Source organism: Cellulomonas sp. Root485 (assembly GCF_001426705.1).
Lineage (GTDB): Bacteria > Actinomycetota > Actinomycetes > Actinomycetales > Cellulomonadaceae > Cellulomonas.
Map to the genome: position 1 here is coordinate 537,889 of NZ_LMFC01000001.1, position 18,925 is coordinate 556,813.

Genomic DNA, 18,925 nt, shown 5'->3' on the forward strand with positions numbered 1-18,925 from the left:
GCACGCAATCAAACAAACTTCAACACGCCAACGTCCGCGGATCCGGTTGCTGGGGCGCTCGATCGTGCGGACGTTGCGGGTGGTGATGCGCGGACGTCCGCAGGTTCGGTCGTCCGGACGCTCGATCGTGCGGACGTCGGCGTCAGCGGCCGGCCGGGGTCAGGCCCAGGGAGCGGCCTGCCAGGCCGCGGCGGCGGGCGGCCAGCGAGCGCGCGACGCCCTGGAGGGCCTGGGCGGCGGGGGAGTCCGGTGCGCTGAGGACCACGGGCGTGCCGGCGTCCCCGGCCTCGCGCAGGCGCACGTCCAGCGGCACCTGCCCGAGCAGCGGGACGTCGCCGCCGGTGATCCGCGAGAGGTTGTCGGCGACGGTCTGGCCGCCACCGGAACCGAACAGGTCGAGCCGTGATCCGTCGGGCTGCTCGAGCCACGCCATGTTCTCCACGACACCGACGACGTGCTGCCGCGTCTGGACCGCGACGGACCCCGCCCGCTCCGCGACCTCCGCGGCGGCGAGCTGCGGCGTGGTGACCACGACGATCTCGGAGCTCGGCAACAGCTGCGCGACGGAGATGGCGATGTCACCGGTGCCGGGCGGCAGGTCGAGCAGGAGCACGTCGAGGTCGCCCCAGAACACGTCCGCGAGGAACTGCTGCAGCGCGCGGTGCAGCATCGGACCCCGCCAGACGACCGGCTGCCCGGGCGGGACGAACATGCCGATCGACACGACGAGGACGCCGAACGCCTCGGGCGGCAGCAGCATGTCGTCGACCCGCGTCGGCTGCCGCGTGACGCCGAGCATCCGGGGGATCGAGAAGCCGTAGATGTCCGCGTCGACGATGCCGACCTTGAGCCCGTCGGCGGCCATCGCGACCGCCAGGTTGGCGGTGACGGACGACTTGCCGACGCCGCCCTTGCCCGACGCGATCGCGTACACCTTGGTCAGCGAGCCGGGCTGCGCGAACGGGATGACGGGCTCGGAGTCCGTGCCGCGCAGCAGGGTCCGCAGGGCCGCGCGCTGCTCGGCCGACATGACCCCGAACACGACGGAGACGTCGTCGATGCCGTCCACGGTGGCCGCCGCGGCGCTGACGTCGCGGGTCAGCGTGTCCTTCAACGGGCAGCCGGGGGTGGTCAGGTCGATGCCGACGGTCGCCCGGGAGCCGGTGACGTCGACGGAGCGAACCATGCCGAGGTCCGTGATCGGCCGCTTGATCTCCGGGTCCAGGACGTGGCTCAGGGCCTCGCGGATGGCATCGAGCAGGGGGTCGGTGGGGTCCGGCATGGGCCCATCGTAGGTCGGGCCGGGTCAGCCGCGTGCCTGCCGGTCGGCGCCACGGGAGCGGTCACCCTTCTTCTCCGGGCGGTCGCCGTCCTGCTCCTTGTCCCCGTCCCGCTGCTCCGCGGCAAGGTCCTCGAGCAGGTTGCGCAGCTCCGAGCGGACGAAGTCGCGGGTGGCCACCTCGGACAGCGCGATGCGCAGCGCAGCCATCTCGCGGGCCAGGAACTCGGTGTCCGCGAGGTTGCGCTCCGAGCGCTGCCGGTCCTGCTCGGCCTGCACGCGGTCGCGGTCGGTCTGCCGGTTCTGCGCGAGCAGGATCAGCGGAGCGGCGTACGACGCCTGCAGCGAGAGCATGAGCGTCAGGGCCGTGAACCCCTGCGCGGGGTCGTCGAACCGCGGCCGGTCCGGCCCCCAGTTCGCGTTCCACGCGATCCAGAGCAGGCAGAACACGCTCAGGTAGATGATGAACCGCGGGGTCCCCAGGAACCGCGCGATGCTCTCCGAGATCTTCCCCGACGCGTCCTCGTCGAGCTGCGGGCGGCGGATGAACCGGCGGCGCGTCTCCAGCGGGGTGTCCAGGCGGTCAGCCACGGCTCACCCCCGGGCGTGTGATGCCGAGGACGCTCGTGTCCGGGAAGTTGCCCTCGTCGTCGGTCTCGCGCCAGTCCTCGGGCAGCAGGTGGTCGAGGACGTCGTCGACGGAGACCACGCCGAGCAGGCGCTTCTCGGCGTCGACGACGGGCAGGGCGAGCAGGTTGTACGTGGCCAGGTTCCGGGTCACCGCCAGCAGCGGGGCGTCCACGGTGATGGACTCGATGTCGGTGTCGACGATGGACCCGATCGCCTCGTGCGGCGGCTCGCGCAGCAGCCGCTGCAGGTGCACGACGCCGATGAACCGGCCGGTCGGCGTCTCCAGCGGCGGCCGGGCGACGAACACCATCGACGCCAGCGCAGGTGTGAGGTCCTGGCGGCGCACGTGGGCCAGCGCGGCGGCGATGGGTGTCTCCGGGCCGAGGATCACGGGCTCGGTGGTCATCAGGCCACCCGCGGTGTTGTCCTCGTACGCGAGCAGGCGCCGCACGTCCTTGGCCTCGTCGGGCTCCATGAGCTCGAGGAGCTCCGCCGCCTGGTCGTCGGGCAGCTCGCCCAGCAGGTCGGCGGCGTCGTCGGGCTGCATCGCCTCCAGCACGTCGGCAGCGCGCGTCAGGGCGAGCCCCTGCAGGATGCCCACCTGGTCGTCCTCGGGCAGCTCCTCGAGCACGTCGGCCAGCCGCTCGTTGTCCAGCGCGCTGGCCACCTCGAGCCGACGGGTCAGGCCCAGGTCGTGCAGCACGTCGGCGAGGTCGGCCGGCTTGAGGTCCTCGTACTGCGCGAGCAGCAGCTCGGCGCCCTGGGCCGCACTCGCCTGACCCAGGCCCGTGACCTCGTCGACGGACACCAGCAGCGTCTCGCCGCGCCGGCGCAGGATGCCCGAGCGTCCCGCCGGGATGCGACGGACGAAGACCTTGGAGATGACCCAGTCGCCGTTGCGCTGCAGCTCGATGGCGACGTCCTCGATGGTCGCCTGCCCGGAGCCGTCGACGAACTCGACGGTGCGGTCCAACAGCTCGCCCACCGCGAGGGTCTCGAAGGCCCGCTGCTCGAACCGGCGCATGTTCACCAGGCCGGTCGAGATGACCTGCCCGGAGTCGATCGCGGTGACGCGGGTGAGCGGCAGGAACACGCGGCGCCGCGCGGCAACCTCGACCACGAGCCCGACGGCCCGGGGCAGCCCTTTGGGGCGCACCAGCACGACGACGTCACGCACTCGTCCCACCTGGTCACCGAGGGGGTCGAACACGTTGGTCCCGGCAAGGCGCGCGACGAAAACCCTGGTCCCGACGCTGCTCACGTCGGTCAGCCTAGACCGGCGCTCGCCGCTGGGCCGCCGCCCCGCCGGTGGTCCGGGCCTGGCGATCCGTTCGGCGCTGGGGGAGGATCGCCGCATGTCGTTCTCCGGTAACGCCCGTGCCCCGCGCACCCCCACGCCGCCGCAGGGCGAGACGGTCGCGGCCTACTCCACCTACCTCGAGGCGCAGAAGGCCGTCGACCACCTCGCGGACAAGGCGTTCCCCGTGCAGCTGGTGACGATCGTCGGCGCCGACCTGAAGATGGTCGAGCGCGTCACCGGACGCCTCTCCTACCCGCGGGTGGCGCTGGGCGGGTTCCTGTCCGGGGCCTGGTTCGGCCTCTTCGTCGGGCTCCTGCTCAGCCTGTTCACCACCCCCGGCGCGCAGAGCCCGCTGATCCCCGCGATCTTCATCGGCGGTGCCTTCGGCCTGCTGTTCGCGATCCTCACGTACTCGTTCTCCCGGGGGAAGCGGGACTTCACGTCGACCAGCCAGATCGTCGCGTCGTCCTACGCGGTGCTGTGCCGGCAGGAGCAGGCGCACAAGGCGCGCGAGCTCCTGCGCGAGATCGGCGGCGTCCAGTCCGGCTGGCCCGCCCGGCCGCCGACGCCGATCACCACCACCAGCCCGTCGGATCCGTCGGGTGCGTACCCACCGGCTGCGGGCTCCCAGCCGTGGGGGTCGCCGACCGTGCCGCCGGTCGCGCCGCCCGGACCACCTGCTCCGCCGCCCGGACCGCCATCCGATCAACCCGGGCAGCCCGGGCTGCCGTCCGCGCCTCCGCCCGGGCCGCCGACCGCGCCCTGAGGCGCTCGCGGAACGTGGGTGCCGGTTCGACCTGCGGTCCGTCGGCCATGCCACCGTGCACCAGGCGGATCGTCGCGGTCCGCGAGAACAGCAGTGCGAGGTTCGGGTCCATGTCTGCCTCCTGTGTCGGGATGTCCCTTTCACAGGTGGTGACGTCGATGGGTCGCCCCGATCGACACCTCAGCCGTCGAGCAGTCCCGCCATCCACGCCTCGACGGCGTCGGGGTCGCGGGGCAGCGCGGCCGACAGGTTCTCGTTGCCGTCCGCGGTGACCAGCACGTCGTCCTCGATCCGCACGCCGATGCCGCGGTACTCCTCGGGAACCAGCAGGTCGTCCGACTTGAAGTACAGGCCCGGCTCGATGGTGAACACCATGCCGGGCTCGAGGATCCCGTCGAGGTAGAGCTCCGCACGTGCCTGGGCGCAGTCGTGCACGTCCAGGCCGAGGTGGTGGCTGGTGCCGTGCACCATCCACCGCCGGTGGTGCTGGTTCTCGGGCAGCAGGGCCTCGTCCGCGGTGACGGGCAGCAGCCCCCACTCCGCGAGGCGCTCGGCGATGACCTTCATGGCGGCCGCGTGGACGTCCCGGAACCTGGCGCCCGGCACGGCCGCGACGAACGCCGCGTCGGCCGCGTCGAGGACCGCCTGGTAGATGCGGCGCTGGACCTCGGTGAACGTGCCGTCGACGGGCAGCGTGCGCGTGACGTCGGCGGTGTAGAGGGAGTCGATCTCGACCCCGGCGTCGACGAGCACCAGCTCGCCCGCGCGCACCTGGCCGTCGTTGTCGGTCCAGTGCAGCGTCGTGGCGTGCTCGCCGGACGCGGCGATCGTCTCGTAGCCGACCGCGTTGCCCTCGACCCGGGCGTGCCCGATGAACGTCCCCTCGATCACCCGCTCGCCGCGGCGGTGCGCCACGGCCTCGGGGAGCGCACGGACGATCTTCTCGAACCCGTCGATCGTGGTGTCCACCGCGAGGCGCATCTGCTCGATCTCGTGCGCGTCCTTGACCAGGCGGAGCTCGGAGAGCGCCTCGGCCAGCCGCTCGTCCCGCTCGCCGGCCGCCTCGGTCGCGCGGATCTCCTCGACCAGCGCCTCGATCGCCTCGTCCACGTCGGGGACCACGCGCACCTGCACGCCGTCCGCGCCGACGTCCTTGGCCAGACCGTCGCGCAGGTCGTCCACGTGCGCGGTGCGGACCCCGGTGAGCGTCTCGAGGTCCTCCAGGGTCGGGCGGGCGCCCACCCAGAACTCGCCGTAGCGGGCGTCGGAGAAGAACTCCTCGGTGTCCCGGCCCGCCAGCGGGCGGATGTACAGGACGGCGTGGTGGCTGCTGCCGTCGTCGCCCGTGCCGTCCTCGACGGGGTGCAGAACGAGCACCGCATCCGGCTCCTGCTCGGACCCCAGGCCCGTGAGGTGCGCGAACGCGGAGTGCGGCCGGAAGCGGTAGTCGGTGTCGTTGGAGCGGGGCTTGAACGTGCCGGCGGGGATGACGAGCCGCTCGCCGGGGAACTGCGCCGAGAGCGCGGAACGCCGTGCGGACGTGTGATCGGCGGCGGGGCTGCGCTGGAGGGTCGACGACGGACGCTCGCCCCAGCCGGAGGTGATGAACCGGACGAACTCCGGCGAGCTGGGGCGCTGGGAGCGGTTGCTCCCGCGGTCGGCCAGCGGCTGCTCGGTGGTGGTCTCGGGAGTCAGGTCCTCGCTCATGGCGTCATCCTCCCATCCGCGTCACGGCTACCGTGAGGCCGTGCGCATCGACCTCCACACCCACTCGTCGGCGTCGGACGGGACCGATGCGCCCGCGCAGGTGGTGGCGGACGCGGCGGCCGCCGGGCTCGACGTCGTGGCGCTGACCGACCACGACACGACTGCGGGGTGGCCGGAGGCGGCCGCAGCGGCGCGCGCGCACGGCATCGCGCTGGTGCGCGGGACCGAGGTGTCGGCTCGTGCGCACGGGATCAGCATCCACCTGCTGTCGTACCTGCAGGACCCGACGCACCCGGCGCTCACCGTCGAGCTGGACAAGACCCGTGACGCGCGGCTCAACCGTGCGCGAGCGATCGTCGAGCTGCTCTCCGTCGACGTGCCGATCACCTGGGACGACGTGCTGGAGCACTCCCGCGACGCGGTCGTCGTCGGCCGCCCGCACATCGCCGACGCCCTGGTGGCACTGGGCATCGTGCCCGACCGGGACACCGCGTTCCTGGACCTGCTCTCCGCGTCCGGTCCGTACCACGTGCCGCACTACGCCCCCGACGGGCCCGACGCCGTGCGGGCGATCCGGGCGGCCGGCGGCGTTCCCGTGTTCGCCCACCCCGGCGCCGACGCCCGCGGGCGGATCGTGCCGGACCGGGTGTTCGACCGCCTCGCCGCGGCCGGCCTGGGCGGGATCGAGGTGGACCACCGCGACCACTCACCGGCGCAGCGCGAGCGGCTCACCGCGATCGCCGACCGGCTCGGGCTGCTGGTGACCGGGTCGAGCGACTACCACGGTGCCGGGAAGGCCAACCGGCTGGGGGAGAATCTGACCGCGCCCGCGGTGCTCGCGGCGATCGAGGAGCAGGGGACGACGGACGTGGTGCGGTCATGAGCAACGTGTTCGACGCGTACCTGTTCGCGTCGGTCTTCATCACGCTGTTCGTGATCATGGACCCGCCCGGGGTGGTCCCGATCTTCCTGGGCCTCACGGGCGCGATGACCCGCCAGCAGCGCAACCGGGCCGCGCGGCAGGCCGTCCTCGTGGCGCTCGGCGTGATCGTGGCGTTCGCGCTGTTCGGGCAGTCGCTGCTCAACTACATGCACATCACCCTGCCCGCGCTGCAGGCGTCCGGCGGGCTGCTCCTGCTGCTCATCGCCATGGAGCTGCTGACCGGCAAGATGGAGGAACCGCAGCCGTCGGGGAACGGCAAGGTCAACGTGGCCCTGGTGCCGCTGGGCACGCCCCTGCTGGCCGGCCCCGGTGCCATCGTCGCGACCATGGTGTTCGTTCAGCAGTCCGACAAGACCGTCGCCGACTGGGTGGCCATCGCGCTCGGCGTCGTCGCGGTCCACGTGAGCCTCTACCTGGCGATGCGGTTCGCCAACGTCATCCACCGCATCCTGGGCGACTCCGGCACCATCCTGGTCACCCGGATCGCGGGGCTCCTGCTCGCCGCGATCGCGGTGCAGCTGGTGGCCGATGCGGTGGAAGCCTTCATCAAGGCCGCATAGCGAGAGGGTGCGCGCTCCCTGGCGGAGCACGCACCCTCTCGTGTGCCTGTGTCGGTCAGCCCTCGGTGGCCGACGCCTGCGGGGCGCCGCCGCCCTCGGCCGCCTGGCCGCTGCGCGTGCGACGGCGGTTGCGGCTGCGACGGCTCGTGCCGCCGCCCTCGACGCCGTCCTCCGCCGGGGCGCCGTTGGACGACGACTCCGGGGCAGGGTTGCTGTTGTCGCTGCCGCCCTCGCCGCGACCCCGGCCTCGACCGCCACGACGGCGGCGGCTGCCGCCCTCGCGGGCCTCGCCCGCCTCGTCGGCGGGGCGCTCGGCCTGCGGGCCCGAGCTGCGCGGCGCCGAGGTGGGACGCGAGTCGCCGGAGCGGGAGTCGCTGCCGCGCCGCGAGTCACCGCCGCGGTTGCCCCGGATCTGGTCGGAGTGAGACCCGCCGGGACGCCCGCCGCCGCGCTTGCCGGTCTCGCCCAGGTCCTCGAGGACCTCCGCGCCCAGACCCTCACGGGTCTGCTGCGACTTCGGCAGGCGGCCCTTGGTGCCCTCGGGGATGTCGAGGTCCTCGTAGACGTGCGCCGAGGAGGAGTACGACTCGATCGGCTCGGGGATGCCCAGGCCGAGCGCCTTGTCGATCAGGCCCCAGCGCGGGATGTCGTCCCAGTCGACGAACGTGACGGCGGTGCCCTTGGCGCCCGCGCGGCCGGTGCGGCCGGTGCGGTGCAGGTAGGTCTTCTCGTCCTCGGGGCACTGGTAGTTGATGACGTGCGTGACGGCCTCGACGTCGATGCCGCGGGCGGCCACGTCGGTGGCGACCAGGACGTCGACCTTGCCGTGGCGGAACGCGCGCAGCGCCTGCTCACGGGCACCCTGACCGAGGTCGCCGTGCAGCGCGCCGGCCGCGAAGCCGCGCTCGACCAGGTCGTCGGCCACCTTGGCAGCGGTGCGCTTGGTGCGGGCGAACACGATGGTCAGGCCACGGCCGCGGGCCTGCAGGATGCGGGCCAGCATCTCGACCTTGTCGAGCGCGTGCGCGCGGTAGACGACCTGCTTGATGTTCTTGACGGTCTGGCCGTCGTCGTCCGGGTCGGCGGCGCGGATGTGCGTCGGCTGCGTCATGTAGCGGCGGGCCATCGCGACGACGGCTCCCGGCATCGTGGCCGAGAACAGCATCGTGTGGCGGCTGGCCGGCGTGGCGGCGAGCAGGGTCTCGACGTCGGGCAGGAAGCCCAGGTCGAGCATCTCGTCGGCCTCGTCGAGCACGACCGCCTTCACGTGCGACAGGTCGAGGTGCTTCTGCTTGAGCAGGTCGATCATGCGTCCGGGGGTGCCGACGACCACGTCGACGCCGCTGTTCAGCGCGGCGATCTGCGGCTCGTACGCGCGGCCGCCGTACACCTGGAGCACGCGGACCTTGCGGCGCGAGCTGGCGGTGGCCAGGTCGCCGGCCACCTGGACGGCGAGCTCACGGGTGGGGACCACGACGAGCGCCTGCGGCTTGCCGGCGTGGGGCAGCTGCTCGTAGCCCTCCTCGCCGGGGGCGACCACGCGGTGCAGCAGCGGGACGCCGAAGCCGAGGGTCTTGCCGGTGCCGGTCTTGGCCTGGCCGATGATGTCGTGGCCGGACAGCGCGACCGGCAGCGTCATCGCCTGGATCGGGAACGGGTGCGTGATGCCGGCGTCGGCCAGCGCCTGGACGATCTCCGGGCGGACGTCGAAGTCCGCGAAGGAGGCCTCGACGGCCTGCACGGAGGACCAGGTGTTCTTCAGGGGGCGGGTCATGGGCTCGGCCAGAGCAGAGACCTGCTCCGGCGTCTCGTCGGTGGTGGTCACGAGGACTCTTCACTGCGAAGGGTGGTGTTCCGCGCGCTGCCGGGGCCGACGGGTGTCGGAGCGTCCCGGGCGACAGCGGAGTTCACCACGCGGGTTGGCCGGCAGCCGATCGTGCAAGTCGACTCGCGCGCGTCGTCCGGACGGGTCCGGGGCTGCGCGAGAATGGGTCTGATCGTCGAAAAGCGGGGATTCCTAGACGACCGGGCAACCGAATTACCTGCCCAGTCTATCCGACGCCCCCGGCAGGCCGGTCGCCGCCCCGCCGGGGCTACGATCCTCGGATGACGACGACGCGTGCTGAGGCCATTCCCGAGGCCGGCTCCCTCGAGCACTCCGACGCCATCGAGCTCCTCGGCCTCGTCGCGCAGCTCGAGCACGTGGCCTTCGCGCGCCTCGCCGCCGACTCCGCGCTGGCCCCCACGATCGAGCAGCGCCTCGAGCTCAGCCGGTTCGCGTCGGCCGCCGTCGAGCGTCGCGACCGGGTCCTGGCCCGCATCACCGAGATCGGCGGCGACCCCGTCGCGGCCGTGCGCCAGTACGACGACGTGCTCGACGACTTCGACGCCCGCACGCCGCCCGGCTCGTGGTGGGAGCGTCTGCTCAAGGCCTACGTCGGGTACGGCGTGGCCGACGACTTCTGCCGCCTCGCCGCCGAGGGCCTCGACGCCGGGTCGCGCGCGGTGGTCCTCGAGGTGCTCGACGACGCCTCCCACGCAGAGCTGGCCGTCGCGGAGCTGGACGCCGCGGGGTCCGCGGACGGCGTGCTCACCGCCCGGCTCGCCCTGTGGGGTCGGCGGCTCGTGGGTGAGGCGCTCGGCGTCGTCCAGCGGCTCCTGGTGCAGCGGCCGGCCCTCGTGCGGCTCGTCTCCGTCGGCTCCGACGCCGCCCCCGCGAACCCTCCGACCAAGCTCTTCGGCGAGCTCACCGCCCAGCACACGCGTCGCATGAGCCGCCTCGGCCTGACGGCCTGACCGCACGAGAGAGCCCCGCACGGATCGCTCCGTGCGGGGCTCTGTGGTGCACCCGTCAGATGTTGCCGAAGCCGACGCGGCCCTTGCTCTCGGAGCCGATCTCGACGTAGCCCAGGCTCGCGGTCGGCACGATGACCCGACGGCCGCGCACGTCCACCAGCTCCAGGGCGGGCCGGCCGCTCAGGGCGGCGGCCACGGCGGCAGCGACCTCGTCCGGCGTCTGGTCGGACTCGAGGCTGATCTCCCGAGGCAGGTTCTGCACGCCGATGGTGATCTCCACCGTCATCTCCTTCACGTCCTCACTCCACGCTGTGGTATTTCGGGGGCCGTTCCCGGCTGCCACTGCCGGTGGGCGGTGGCACGTCGTCCGATCCTAGGCGTCCTCGTACTCGAAGTCGGGCCGGATCAGCGCGGACACCCCGCCCCAGGCCAGCTGGGTGACCAGCTCGACGGTGCGCTCGGGTCCGGCGTCCGACGGCTGGCGCAGCCGGTACGTCGCAGCGCCCTGCGCCATGGAGATCAACGAGACGGCGAGCATGCTCGCGTCGTCGAGCGGCAGGGCTGTGACCTGCGACAGGACGACCGAGATGCGACGGGCCGCCTCGGACGACGCGTGCTCGACCCGCGCGCGCACGTCGGCGTCGTGCGTGACGTCGGACTCGAAGAGGAGCGCGGACGACTCTCCTGCGCCCTCGACGAACATGATGTACGCCTCGACGATCGCGGCGATGACGTCGCGCCCGTCGCCCCGGCGCACCGGCCCCTGCTCGATCCCCGACACCGCGGCGTCGACCGCGACCAGCAGATCGGCTCCGTTCTGGTCCACGACGGCGAGGTAGAGGTCGAGCTTGGAGGGGAAGTGGCGGTACAGGACGGGCTTGCTGACCTCGGCACGCTCGGCGATGTCGTCCATGGAGACGTGGTGGAAGCCCTCGGAGGAGAAGAGCTCCTGGGCGATGCGCAGCACCTGGGCGCGGCGTTCGTCGCGAGCCATCCGCGGGCTGCGCGCCCGCGGGGTCGAGTCGTCTGTCCCGTCCGTCATCCCGCGATGGTAGCCACGGGATGTGTCAAGGATGCGACGATGATCGGGTGACGACCCCGGATCCCCTCCGAACGGGCCAGGGACCGACGCGCGCGTCCCTGCGGCAGTCGGTCCGTCGTCGTCGACCCCGCCCGCGTCAGCGCAGGTCAGCCGGACTCGTCCTCCCGGCCGTCGTGGCGGCCGTCGGGCTCACGCTCGGCGCCGGCAGCGCGCTCTGGGCCGCGGACGCCCCGCAGACGGCGGCGCTGGTGGACGCAGCGATCGGGCCGTCGGCGGCTCCCGCCGAGACCGTCGACCGGGTCGGTTCGCAGAGCCGGTCGTCCAGCAGGCGTGACCTGCTCGTGCCGCAACCGGTGGACGCGCCCGTCGGGATGCTGCCGACGGACCCGCCGCCCGGCATCGTCGCCCTGCCCCCTGGCCTGACGGCCCAGGACGTCGCCGCTGGACTGCTCTCGCCCGAGGTCGTCGAGTCCGCGGCGGGCACGTTCAGCGCGGTCCCCGGCACCGACCCCGGCCCGGGTACCGGCGCGGTGCGCACGGTGCGGGTCGAGGTGGAGGACGGGCTCCTCGTGGACGGGCCGGCCTTCGCCGCGACGGTCATGGCGACCCTCAACGACGCACGCGGCTGGGGCGCCGACGGCTCGGTGTCGTTCGCGCGGACGGACGGCGACGCGGAGCTCCGCGTGATCCTGGCCTCCCCGGCGACGGTCGACGACCTGTGCGCACCCCTGGACACGGGCGGCGAGGTGTCGTGCGGCACCAACGGTCGTGCCGTCCTGAACCTGCGCCGGTGGGTGCAGGCGACGCAGGAGTACGGCGCCGACAAGTCGGGCTACCGGCAGTACCTGGTCAACCACGAGGTCGGGCACCTCCTCGGGCACCGGCACGAGCGGTGCCCCGGGGCCGGCCAGCCCGCACCGCTGATGCAGCAGCAGAGCTACAAGGCGGCCCCCTGCACGCCGAGCTCCTGGCCGTTCCCGTAACACGTCCACCGGTGCGCGCGGGTCGTGCGCCAGGGTGTCGGTGGCTCGTGATGGGATCGTCGCGTGACCGGCTCCCCGCACGCCCTGCGCCTCGTGCGACCGGCCTTCGCGGACGTCCCCGGTCACGGTGCCGGCGCCCTCGTGGAGCTGGATCCCGAGCAGGCTGCGGCGGTCGCCGCGAACGATCCCGCGGTGCTCGTGCTCGGTGCGCCGGGGACCGGCAAGACCACGGTCGCGCTCGAGACGGTCGTCGCCGCGGTCGAGGGGGGACTGTCCCCGGAGGACGTGCTGGTCCTCTCGTCGGGCCGGCGTGCGGCGGCGGACCTGCGGGACCGGGTGTCCGCGCGGCTGCGCCGGACGTCGGGCCGGCCGCTCGTGCAGACCGCGGCCGCGGCGGCGTTCTCGGTGCTCCGGGCGCGCGCGTCCCTCCTGGGCGACCCGGCCCCGACGCTGGTCTCGGGCGCCGAGCAGGACCTGCTGCTCGGTGACCTGCTCGCCGGCCACGCCGCCGGTGAGGGGGTGCCGCTCGCGTGGCCGCCCGAGGTCCGGCCCGACGTGCTCGGCCTGCGCCCCTTCCGCGACGAGCTGCGCGACCTGCTCATGCGCGCGGCCGAGCGTGGCCTGACCCCGGTGGACCTCGCTGCTCTCGCCGACGCGCACCGCCGGCCCGCCTGGGCCAGTGCGGCGCGGCTGTACGAGGAGTACCTCGACGTCGTGCAGCTGCGCGCCGGCACCCCCGACCTGGGGGCCAGGCTGGATCCGGCGGTCGTCGTCGACGAGGCCGCGCAGGCGCTGCTGACCTGGGAGGACGAGGTCTCCGGGGCGGTGCGCCCGCGCTGGCGGCTGGTCGTCGTCGACGACTACCAGGAGAGCACCTCGGCCACGGCCCGCCTGCTGCGGGTGCTCGCCGACGACGGCGCGCGGGTGCTGCTGCTGGCGGACCCGGACGCGGCCGTGCAGACGTTCCGCGGCGCGACGCCGTCGCTGGTCGGACGGGCAGGGGTGCGGGGGCCGGGACCCGGCGAGCTCGGTGCGCGCACGATCGTGCTGCGCACCGCGTGGCGGCACGACGCCGGGCTGCGGGCGGTGGTCGGTCGGGTCGCGGAGCGCGTCGGTGCGGTCGGCGCCGTGCAGCACCGGAGGGCGGTCCCGGCCCGGCCCGGCGACGGGGACGTCCGGGTGGCCGTGCTGCCCAGCACGGCGCAGGAGGCGGCGTTCGTGGCGCACGCGCTGCGCAGCGCGCACGTCGAGCGCGGGGTGGCGTGGTCGCAGATGGCCGTCGTGGCGCGGTCCGGCGCCCAGGTGACCGCGCTGCGGCGCGCCCTGACGGGGGCGTCGGTTCCGGTGAGCGTGCTGGGCAGCGACGTGCCGTTGCGCGAGGAGCCGGCGGCGCGGCCGCTGCTGGACGCCATGCGTGTGTGCGTCGGCGCCGAGCCTCTCGACGCCGCCACCGCGGCGCGGCTGGCGTGCTCGCCGCTCGGTGGCCTCGACACGGTCGGTCTGCGCCGGGTCCGTCGGGCGTTGCGCGCCCAGGAGCTGGCGCAGGGGGGCGGTCGGACCAGCGACGCACTGCTCGTCGAGGCGCTCTGGTCCGGCGAGGTCACCGAGGTCCCGGGCGCGCGTCCGGTGGCCCGTCTGGCCCGGGTCCTCGAGGCGGGTCGGCGGGCTGCCGCCGTGGCGGGCGCCGACGCGCAGACCGTCCTGTGGGCGCTGTGGAGCGCGGCCGAGCAGGCCGAGCCGTGGCGCAGGTCCGCGCTCGCCGGGGGTGCGGCGGGGGAGCGGGCCGACCGTGACCTGGACGCAGTGCTGGCGCTGTTCCGTGCCGCCGAGACGTTCGTGGACCGCATGCCCCGCTCGGCACCGGGCGCGTTCGTCGACTGGCTCCAGGCGCAGGACCTCCCGTCGGACTCCCTGGCGGCCCGTGCTCGTCGCGAGTCCGTGCAGGTGCTGACGCCCGCGGGGGCCGCCGGCCGCGAGTGGGACCTCGTCGTCGTCGCGGGGGTGCAGGAGGGTGCGTGGCCGGACCTGCGGCTGCGGGACTCGCTCCTGGGTGCGCAGGCGCTGGTCGACGTCGTGGCCGGCCGCGCGGTGCCTGGCACGGCCGACGACGCCGAGACAGCGGCGGCCGCGCGGGACGCGGTCCTGGCCGACGAGCTCCGGTCGTTCGCCGTCGCGTGCTCGCGCGCCCGCCGCTCGCTGCTGGTGACGGCCGTGGACGACGTCGACCAGCAGCCGTCCCCGTTCCTCGAGCTCGTGGACCCGTCCGACGACGAGGGCGAGACCCGGCGCACGAGCGTGCCCGCGCCGCTGGACCTGCGCGGCCTCGTCTCGCAGCTGCGGGCGCACCTCGAGCAGGCCGTGGTCGACGGCCGCGAGCCCGACCCGGCGGCGGCGCGCACGCTCGCGCGACTGGCGACGGCCGACGTGCCCGGTGCGGACCCGGCGCAGTGGTACGGCCTCGCCGCACCGTCCAGCGACGCGCCCCTGTGGGACGCGGGCACCCGCGTGCCCGTCTCCCCGTCCAAGGTCGAGACCGCGCAGCGCTGCGCGTTGCGTTGGGCGCTGGAGGCCGCCGGTGGCACGTCGACCGCCAGCGGCGGCCAGAACCTCGGCACGCTGCTGCACGCGATCGCGCAGGAGCATCCGCAGGGCACCGAGGCCGAGCTGTCGGCGGCGCTCGACCGCAGGTGGGCGGAGCTCGGTCTCGGCACCGGCTGGCCGGCCCTGGCCACGCGGCGCAAGGCCGACACGATGGTGCACCGGCTCGCCGTGTACCTGCGCACCGCCGGCGAGCCGCTCCTGGTCGAGGGTGCGTTCGCCGTCGACACCGACCGGGCGTCGCTGCGCGGGTCGGTCGACCGCATCGAGCTGCTCGACGATGGCAGCGGGACGGGGCCGGTCGTGCGGGTCGTCGACCTCAAGACCGGCGCCAGCCCGCCCAGCGTCAGCAAGGCCGCCGAGAACCCGCAGCTGGGTGCCTACCAGCTCGCGGTCGACGCGGGCGCGTTCGACGGGCTCCCCGACGGGACGACGAGCGGCGGCGCGCAGCTCGTGTTCCTCGGCACGGGCGCCACCGCGGTGACCCGGTCCCAGGAGCCGCTCGGCCCCGAGGTCGACGGACCCAGCTGGGCGCGGACCATGGTCGACCAGGTGGCCGACAAGATGGCCGCGTCCACGTTCCAGGCGACCGCGAACGACCTGTGCGACCGCTGCCCGGTCCGGCGCTCGTGCCCGGTCCGTGGCGAGGGCGGACAGGTGGTCGCATGACGCTGTCCGCGGCACAGATCGCTGCCCTGGTCGGGCAGCCGCCGCCCACCCCCGAGCAGCGCGTCGTGATCGAGGCGCCGTTCGGACCGTCGCTCGTCGTGGCGGGTGCCGGGTCGGGCAAGACGGAGACGATGGCCGCGCGGGTCGTCTGGCTGCTGGCCAACGGCATCGTCGAGCCCGACCAGGTGCTCGGCCTGACGTTCACCCGCAAGGCCGCCGGCGAGCTCGCGGAGCGTGTGCGCAAGCGTCTGCGCACGCTCGCCCGGGCGGCGGCGGCCGAGGGAGTGACGCTCGGGGGCACGGTCGACGCGGCACGGACCGACGGGCTGGCGGGCCTCGCGCGGCCGACGATCTCCACGTACAACTCCTACGCGGCCTCCCTCGTGTCCGACCACGCGCTGCGGCTCGGCCTCGACCCGTCTGCGCGGCTGCTCGGCGAGGCCGCGCAGTGGCAGCTGGCCTCCGAGGTGGTCGAGGCATGGAGCGACGACCTCGACACCGACGCCGCGACCTCCACGGTGATCGAGGCGGTGCTCGTCCTGTCAGGTGCGCTGGACGAGCACCTGCTCGACGCGGCCCAGGCCCGGTCCGGGATCGAGTCGATCCTCGAGGCGCTCGCCGCGACGCCGCCGGGCACGCCGCCGCGCGAGCCGTACGCGGAGGTCAAGAAGCTGCTGCGGTCGCTGGGGGAGCGCGTGCGCGTCCTCGAGCTCGTCGCCGAGTACCGCGCCCGCAAGCGCGCCGCCGACGCGATCGACTTCGGGGACCAGGTGGCGCTCGCGGCCCGGCTCGCGCTCGACGTGCCCGAGGTCGGCGCCGGAGAGCGGCAGCGGTTCCGGGTGGTGCTGCTCGACGAGTACCAGGACACGTCCTACGCGCAGCTGACCCTGCTCGGCGCACTGTTCGGCGGCGGGCACCCGGTGACGGCGGTGGGAGACCCGAACCAGTCGATCTACGGGTGGCGTGGAGCGAGCGCGGGCGGCCTGGAGGGCTTCCCGACGTCCTTCCCGCAGGTCCATGCCGACGGCTCGCGCGCGCCGGCCGACGTGCACCAGCTGTCCACGTCCTGGCGCAACGACCGTCTGATCCTCGCGGCGGCCAACCACGTCGCCACCCCCCTGCGCGCGTCGGCGACCCGCGTGGCGGTGCCGGTGCTCGCCGCCCGTCCCGGCGCCGGCGAGGGCCGTGTGCACGCCCACGTCGCCGAGACCGTCGAGGACGAGGCGCGTGCCGTCGCGCGGTTCGTCCGCGACCGCTGGCAGCCGGCCGGGCCGGGCCGCGACCGGGTCACCGCCGCCGTGCTCTGCCGGAAGCGGTCGCAGTTCGAGACCCTGCGTCGGGCCCTGCGCGACGCAGGGCTGCCGGTCGAGGTCGTCGGCCTCGGCGGGCTGCTGTCCGCGCCCGAGGTGGTCGACCTGGTGGCCCTCCTGCAGACCGCGCACGACCCGTCGCGCGGCGACGCGCTCATGCGCCTGCTCACCGGCGCCCGCACGCGGCTCGGCGCGTCCGACCTGCACGCGCTCGCGGCCTGGTCCGGCGAGCTGGCCGCGCGGCACGGTGGCAGCACGCGGACCCGCGGTCGCCGGCCGGAGGTCGACGTGTCCGCCGGCGCTGACCTCTCCGCCGCCAGTGCCGACGCGTCCGCCGACGTGGTCGTCGAGGCCGACGCGGTCGACGAGCGCAGCATCGTGGACGCGCTCGACGCGATCACGGAGCTCCCCGCCGAGGGCTGGACCAGCCGCGGCGGGCGGACCCTCAGTGCGGTCGGCCGGGCGCGGCTGGCGGACCTCGCCCTGACGCTGCGGGCGTTGCGCGCGCACAGCTACCTGTCGGTGCCCGAGCTGGTCGGTGAGGCGGAGCGGCTGCTGGGGCTCGACATCGAGGTCGCCGCGCGCGCACGGACCTCGCCGGGCCGGGCGCGCGCGCAGCTGGACGCGTTCCGGGACGTCGCCGTCGAGTTCGCCCGGTCCGCCGACCACCCGAACCTCGGCGGCTTCCTCGCCTGGCTGGAGGCGGCCGACACCCGGGAGAACGGCCTCGACATGCCGGTATCCGAGCCGGATCCCGACGCCGTCCAGCTCATCACCGTGCACGCGGCCAAGGGCCTCGAGTGGGACGTCGTCGCGGTCGCGGGCCTGGTCGACGGCGGTCTGCCGGCGACGGCGACCCAGGGCAAGGACGGCCCGAAGGACTCGGCGTGGCTGACCGGCCTCGGCTCGTTGCCGTACCCGCTGCGCGGCGACCGCCACGACCTGCCGGTCTTCGCGTACGCCGGTGCGGAGGACCCCAAGGAGCTGGAGGAGCGACGCAAGCAGTTCGTCCTCGACGCCGGCGACCACCAGGTCGCCGAGGAACGTCGTCTCGTCTACGTCGCGCTGACCCGCGCCCGCTCCGACCTGCTCCTCACCGCGGCGTGGTGGGGTGACGGCACCCGCGTGCGCAAGGTCTCCGTGTTCCTCACCGAGCTCGCCGAGGCCGGGCTCGTCGAGTCGGGCGGCTGGGACGAGGTGCCCGACGAGAACGGCACCAACCCACGCGCCTCGCTCGTGCTCAGCGCGACCTGGCCCGCGGACCCCTTCGGTGCCGAGGTCGGGCCGAGCCGCCGCACGCACGTCGAGGAGGCCGCCGCGCGCGTCCGCGAGGCGATGGCGGCGTACGACGAGTCGACCGTCGTCGACGGTTCGTCCCCGACCGAGCCGACCGACGCGCACCCGTGGGACGTGCTCGCCGACCGGCTGCTCGCCGAGCGCGAGCGGGTGCGCAGACCCTCCGGCGACGTCGAGCTCCCGGCGCACCTGTCGGCATCGGCGCTGGTCAGGCTGGAGAGCGACCCGGGGGAGTTCGCGCAGCACCTGCGCCGACCGGTGCCGGCCGAACCGTCCCCGCAGGCTCGCCGGGGCACCCGCTTCCACGCGTGGGTCGAGGGCTGGTACGGCAGCGCCTCCCTGGTGGACGTGGACGCGCTGCCGGGCGCGGACGACGACTCGGCGACCCTCGACGTCGACGAGCAGGCGCTCCGGGACGCGTTCCTGGCGACCGAGTGGGCGGACCGGTCGCCCGTGGCGGTCGAGGTGGACATCGAGATCTCGGTCGACGGCTACGTGCTGCGCTCCCGCATCGACGCGGTCTTCCCCGACCCCGACGCGGACGGCGCCGAGCAGCCTGCCGTGGTCGTCGTCGACTGGAAGACCGGCGCCCCGCCGAAGGACGACGCCGCGCGGGCGTCCCGCGAGCTCCAGCTCGCCGTCTACCGGCTCGCGTGGTCGCGCTGGACCGGCACCCCGCTCGACCGGGTGCGCGCGGCGTTCTGCTACGTCGGTGCGGGCGCGACCGTGTACCCGGAGCGGCTGCTCGACGAGGCCGAGATCACCGCCCTGCTGCGCACCGCGACGCAGGCCCAGGACGCGCAGGCCGTCGGCGCGGTCGAACCGAGGCCCAACCGGCGGGGATCGAGGACGAACGCGCCTACCGGCCGCCGCCCGGGGTGGGAGGGCGCGAAGGCCCGTCCGCCGCGCCGGACGTCACAACCGGCCGCCCCCACGCTCTTCGACGCCGACTGAGCAGGTTCGCTGCCAGGGCCGCGCGGCACGGGCCCCCGCGACTCCCTCGCACGTCGCCCCCGTCATCACGGGGCTCGGCACCCGGATGCCCC

The 18,925-nt window shown here is 74.4% G+C and carries 14 protein-coding genes; 7 read left to right on the top strand and 7 right to left on the bottom strand.

The annotated features are described in order from the left end of the window. Positions 1–142: 142 nt before the first annotated feature. The 3 genes from ASD16_RS02675 to ASD16_RS02685 are packed head-to-tail and all read right to left on the bottom strand — an operon-like array spanning position 143 to position 3,170. Positions 143–1,282, bottom strand: a complete 1,140-nt coding sequence (locus tag ASD16_RS02675) for an Mrp/NBP35 family ATP-binding protein (RefSeq protein ID WP_055912480.1) — start codon at positions 1,280–1,282, stop codon at positions 143–145. 24 nt (positions 1,283–1,306) lie between these two features. Beyond that, positions 1,307–1,870, bottom strand: coding sequence for a DUF1003 domain-containing protein (locus tag ASD16_RS02680; RefSeq protein WP_055912482.1), 564 nt, complete (start codon positions 1,868–1,870; stop codon positions 1,307–1,309). Beyond that, positions 1,863–3,170, bottom strand: coding sequence for a magnesium transporter MgtE N-terminal domain-containing protein (locus ASD16_RS02685; RefSeq protein ID WP_055912484.1), 1,308 nt, complete (start codon positions 3,168–3,170; stop codon positions 1,863–1,865). Before ASD16_RS02685 ends, ASD16_RS02680 begins: the two co-directional genes overlap by 8 nt. Positions 3,171–3,264: 94 nt before the next feature. Here ASD16_RS02685 and ASD16_RS02690 point away from each other — a divergent pair, with 94 nt between their 5' ends. Continuing rightward, positions 3,265–3,975 carry a general stress protein gene (locus ASD16_RS02690; protein WP_055912485.1) on the top strand — a complete coding sequence of 237 codons (711 nt, stop codon included), beginning with the start codon at positions 3,265–3,267 and terminating at the stop codon, positions 3,973–3,975. A gap of 180 nt (positions 3,976–4,155) precedes the next feature. On the opposite strand, the gene ASD16_RS02695 is transcribed toward ASD16_RS02690, so the two are convergent. Next, the gene (locus ASD16_RS02695) at positions 4,156–5,682 is read right to left on the bottom strand and encodes an aminopeptidase P family protein (RefSeq protein WP_055912487.1); all 1,527 of its coding nucleotides are present in this window, start codon (positions 5,680–5,682) and stop codon (positions 4,156–4,158) included. 40 nt (positions 5,683–5,722) lie between these two features. Here ASD16_RS02695 and ASD16_RS02700 point away from each other — a divergent pair, with 40 nt between their 5' ends. Both ASD16_RS02700 and ASD16_RS02705 read left to right on the top strand, forming a co-directional pair. Then, the gene (locus ASD16_RS02700) at positions 5,723–6,565 is read left to right on the top strand and encodes a PHP domain-containing protein (protein WP_055912489.1); all 843 of its coding nucleotides are present in this window, start codon (positions 5,723–5,725) and stop codon (positions 6,563–6,565) included. Next, the gene (locus ASD16_RS02705; RefSeq protein ID WP_055912492.1) at positions 6,562–7,185 is read left to right on the top strand and encodes a MarC family protein; all 624 of its coding nucleotides are present in this window, start codon (positions 6,562–6,564) and stop codon (positions 7,183–7,185) included. Before ASD16_RS02700 ends, ASD16_RS02705 begins: the two co-directional genes overlap by 4 nt. A 55-nt stretch (positions 7,186–7,240) precedes the next feature. Here the strand turns inward: ASD16_RS02705 and ASD16_RS02710 are convergent, their stop codons facing one another. Further along, complete coding sequence (locus ASD16_RS02710) at positions 7,241–8,959, bottom strand: DEAD/DEAH box helicase (protein ID WP_082570676.1); 1,719 nt, start codon at positions 8,957–8,959, stop codon at positions 7,241–7,243. A 332-nt stretch (positions 8,960–9,291) separates the two neighbouring features. Here ASD16_RS02710 and ASD16_RS02715 point away from each other — a divergent pair, with 332 nt between their 5' ends. After that, positions 9,292–9,981 carry a ferritin-like fold-containing protein gene (locus tag ASD16_RS02715; RefSeq protein ID WP_055912496.1) on the top strand — a complete coding sequence of 230 codons (690 nt, stop codon included), beginning with the start codon at positions 9,292–9,294 and terminating at the stop codon, positions 9,979–9,981. A 55-nt stretch (positions 9,982–10,036) separates the two neighbouring features. On the opposite strand, the gene ASD16_RS02720 is transcribed toward ASD16_RS02715, so the two are convergent. Both ASD16_RS02720 and ASD16_RS02725 read right to left on the bottom strand, forming a co-directional pair. Then, positions 10,037–10,261, bottom strand: a complete 225-nt coding sequence (locus ASD16_RS02720) for a DUF3107 domain-containing protein (RefSeq protein WP_055915598.1) — start codon at positions 10,259–10,261, stop codon at positions 10,037–10,039. Between the two features lie 93 nt (positions 10,262–10,354). Continuing rightward, positions 10,355–11,023 carry a TetR/AcrR family transcriptional regulator gene (locus ASD16_RS02725; RefSeq protein WP_055912498.1) on the bottom strand — a complete coding sequence of 223 codons (669 nt, stop codon included), beginning with the start codon at positions 11,021–11,023 and terminating at the stop codon, positions 10,355–10,357. A gap of 173 nt (positions 11,024–11,196) precedes the next feature. Here ASD16_RS02725 and ASD16_RS02730 point away from each other — a divergent pair, with 173 nt between their 5' ends. From ASD16_RS02730 to ASD16_RS02740, 3 genes are all read left to right on the top strand, one after another. Next, complete coding sequence (locus ASD16_RS02730) at positions 11,197–12,006, top strand: DUF3152 domain-containing protein (protein ID WP_235523080.1); 810 nt, start codon at positions 11,197–11,199, stop codon at positions 12,004–12,006. A gap of 63 nt (positions 12,007–12,069) precedes the next feature. Continuing rightward, positions 12,070–15,273, top strand: a complete 3,204-nt coding sequence (locus tag ASD16_RS02735) for an ATP-dependent DNA helicase (protein WP_082570560.1) — start codon at positions 12,070–12,072, stop codon at positions 15,271–15,273. Further along, positions 15,270–18,833: an ATP-dependent DNA helicase gene (locus ASD16_RS02740; protein ID WP_082570677.1), complete on the top strand. Its 3,564-nt coding sequence runs from the start codon at positions 15,270–15,272 to the stop codon at positions 18,831–18,833. Before ASD16_RS02735 ends, ASD16_RS02740 begins: the two co-directional genes overlap by 4 nt. Positions 18,834–18,925 lie beyond the last annotated feature (92 nt).

Excerpts from the sequence above, each read along its gene's own strand:
- ASD16_RS02675 (WP_055912480.1), bottom strand. The coding sequence starts at position 1,282 with ATGCCGGACCCCACCGACCCCCTGCTCGATGCCATCCGCGAGGCCCTG.
- ASD16_RS02690 (WP_055912485.1), top strand. The coding sequence starts at position 3,265 with ATGTCGTTCTCCGGTAACGCCCGTGCCCCGCGCACCCCCACGCCGCCG.
- ASD16_RS02695 (WP_055912487.1), bottom strand. The coding sequence starts at position 5,682 with ATGAGCGAGGACCTGACTCCCGAGACCACCACCGAGCAGCCGCTGGCC.
- ASD16_RS02705 (WP_055912492.1), top strand. The coding sequence starts at position 6,562 with ATGAGCAACGTGTTCGACGCGTACCTGTTCGCGTCGGTCTTCATCACG.
- ASD16_RS02710 (WP_082570676.1), bottom strand. The coding sequence starts at position 8,959 with ATGACCCGCCCCCTGAAGAACACCTGGTCCTCCGTGCAGGCCGTCGAG.
- ASD16_RS02715 (WP_055912496.1), top strand. The coding sequence starts at position 9,292 with ATGACGACGACGCGTGCTGAGGCCATTCCCGAGGCCGGCTCCCTCGAG.
- ASD16_RS02725 (WP_055912498.1), bottom strand. The coding sequence starts at position 11,023 with ATGACGGACGGGACAGACGACTCGACCCCGCGGGCGCGCAGCCCGCGG.
- ASD16_RS02740 (WP_082570677.1), top strand. The coding sequence starts at position 15,270 with ATGACGCTGTCCGCGGCACAGATCGCTGCCCTGGTCGGGCAGCCGCCG.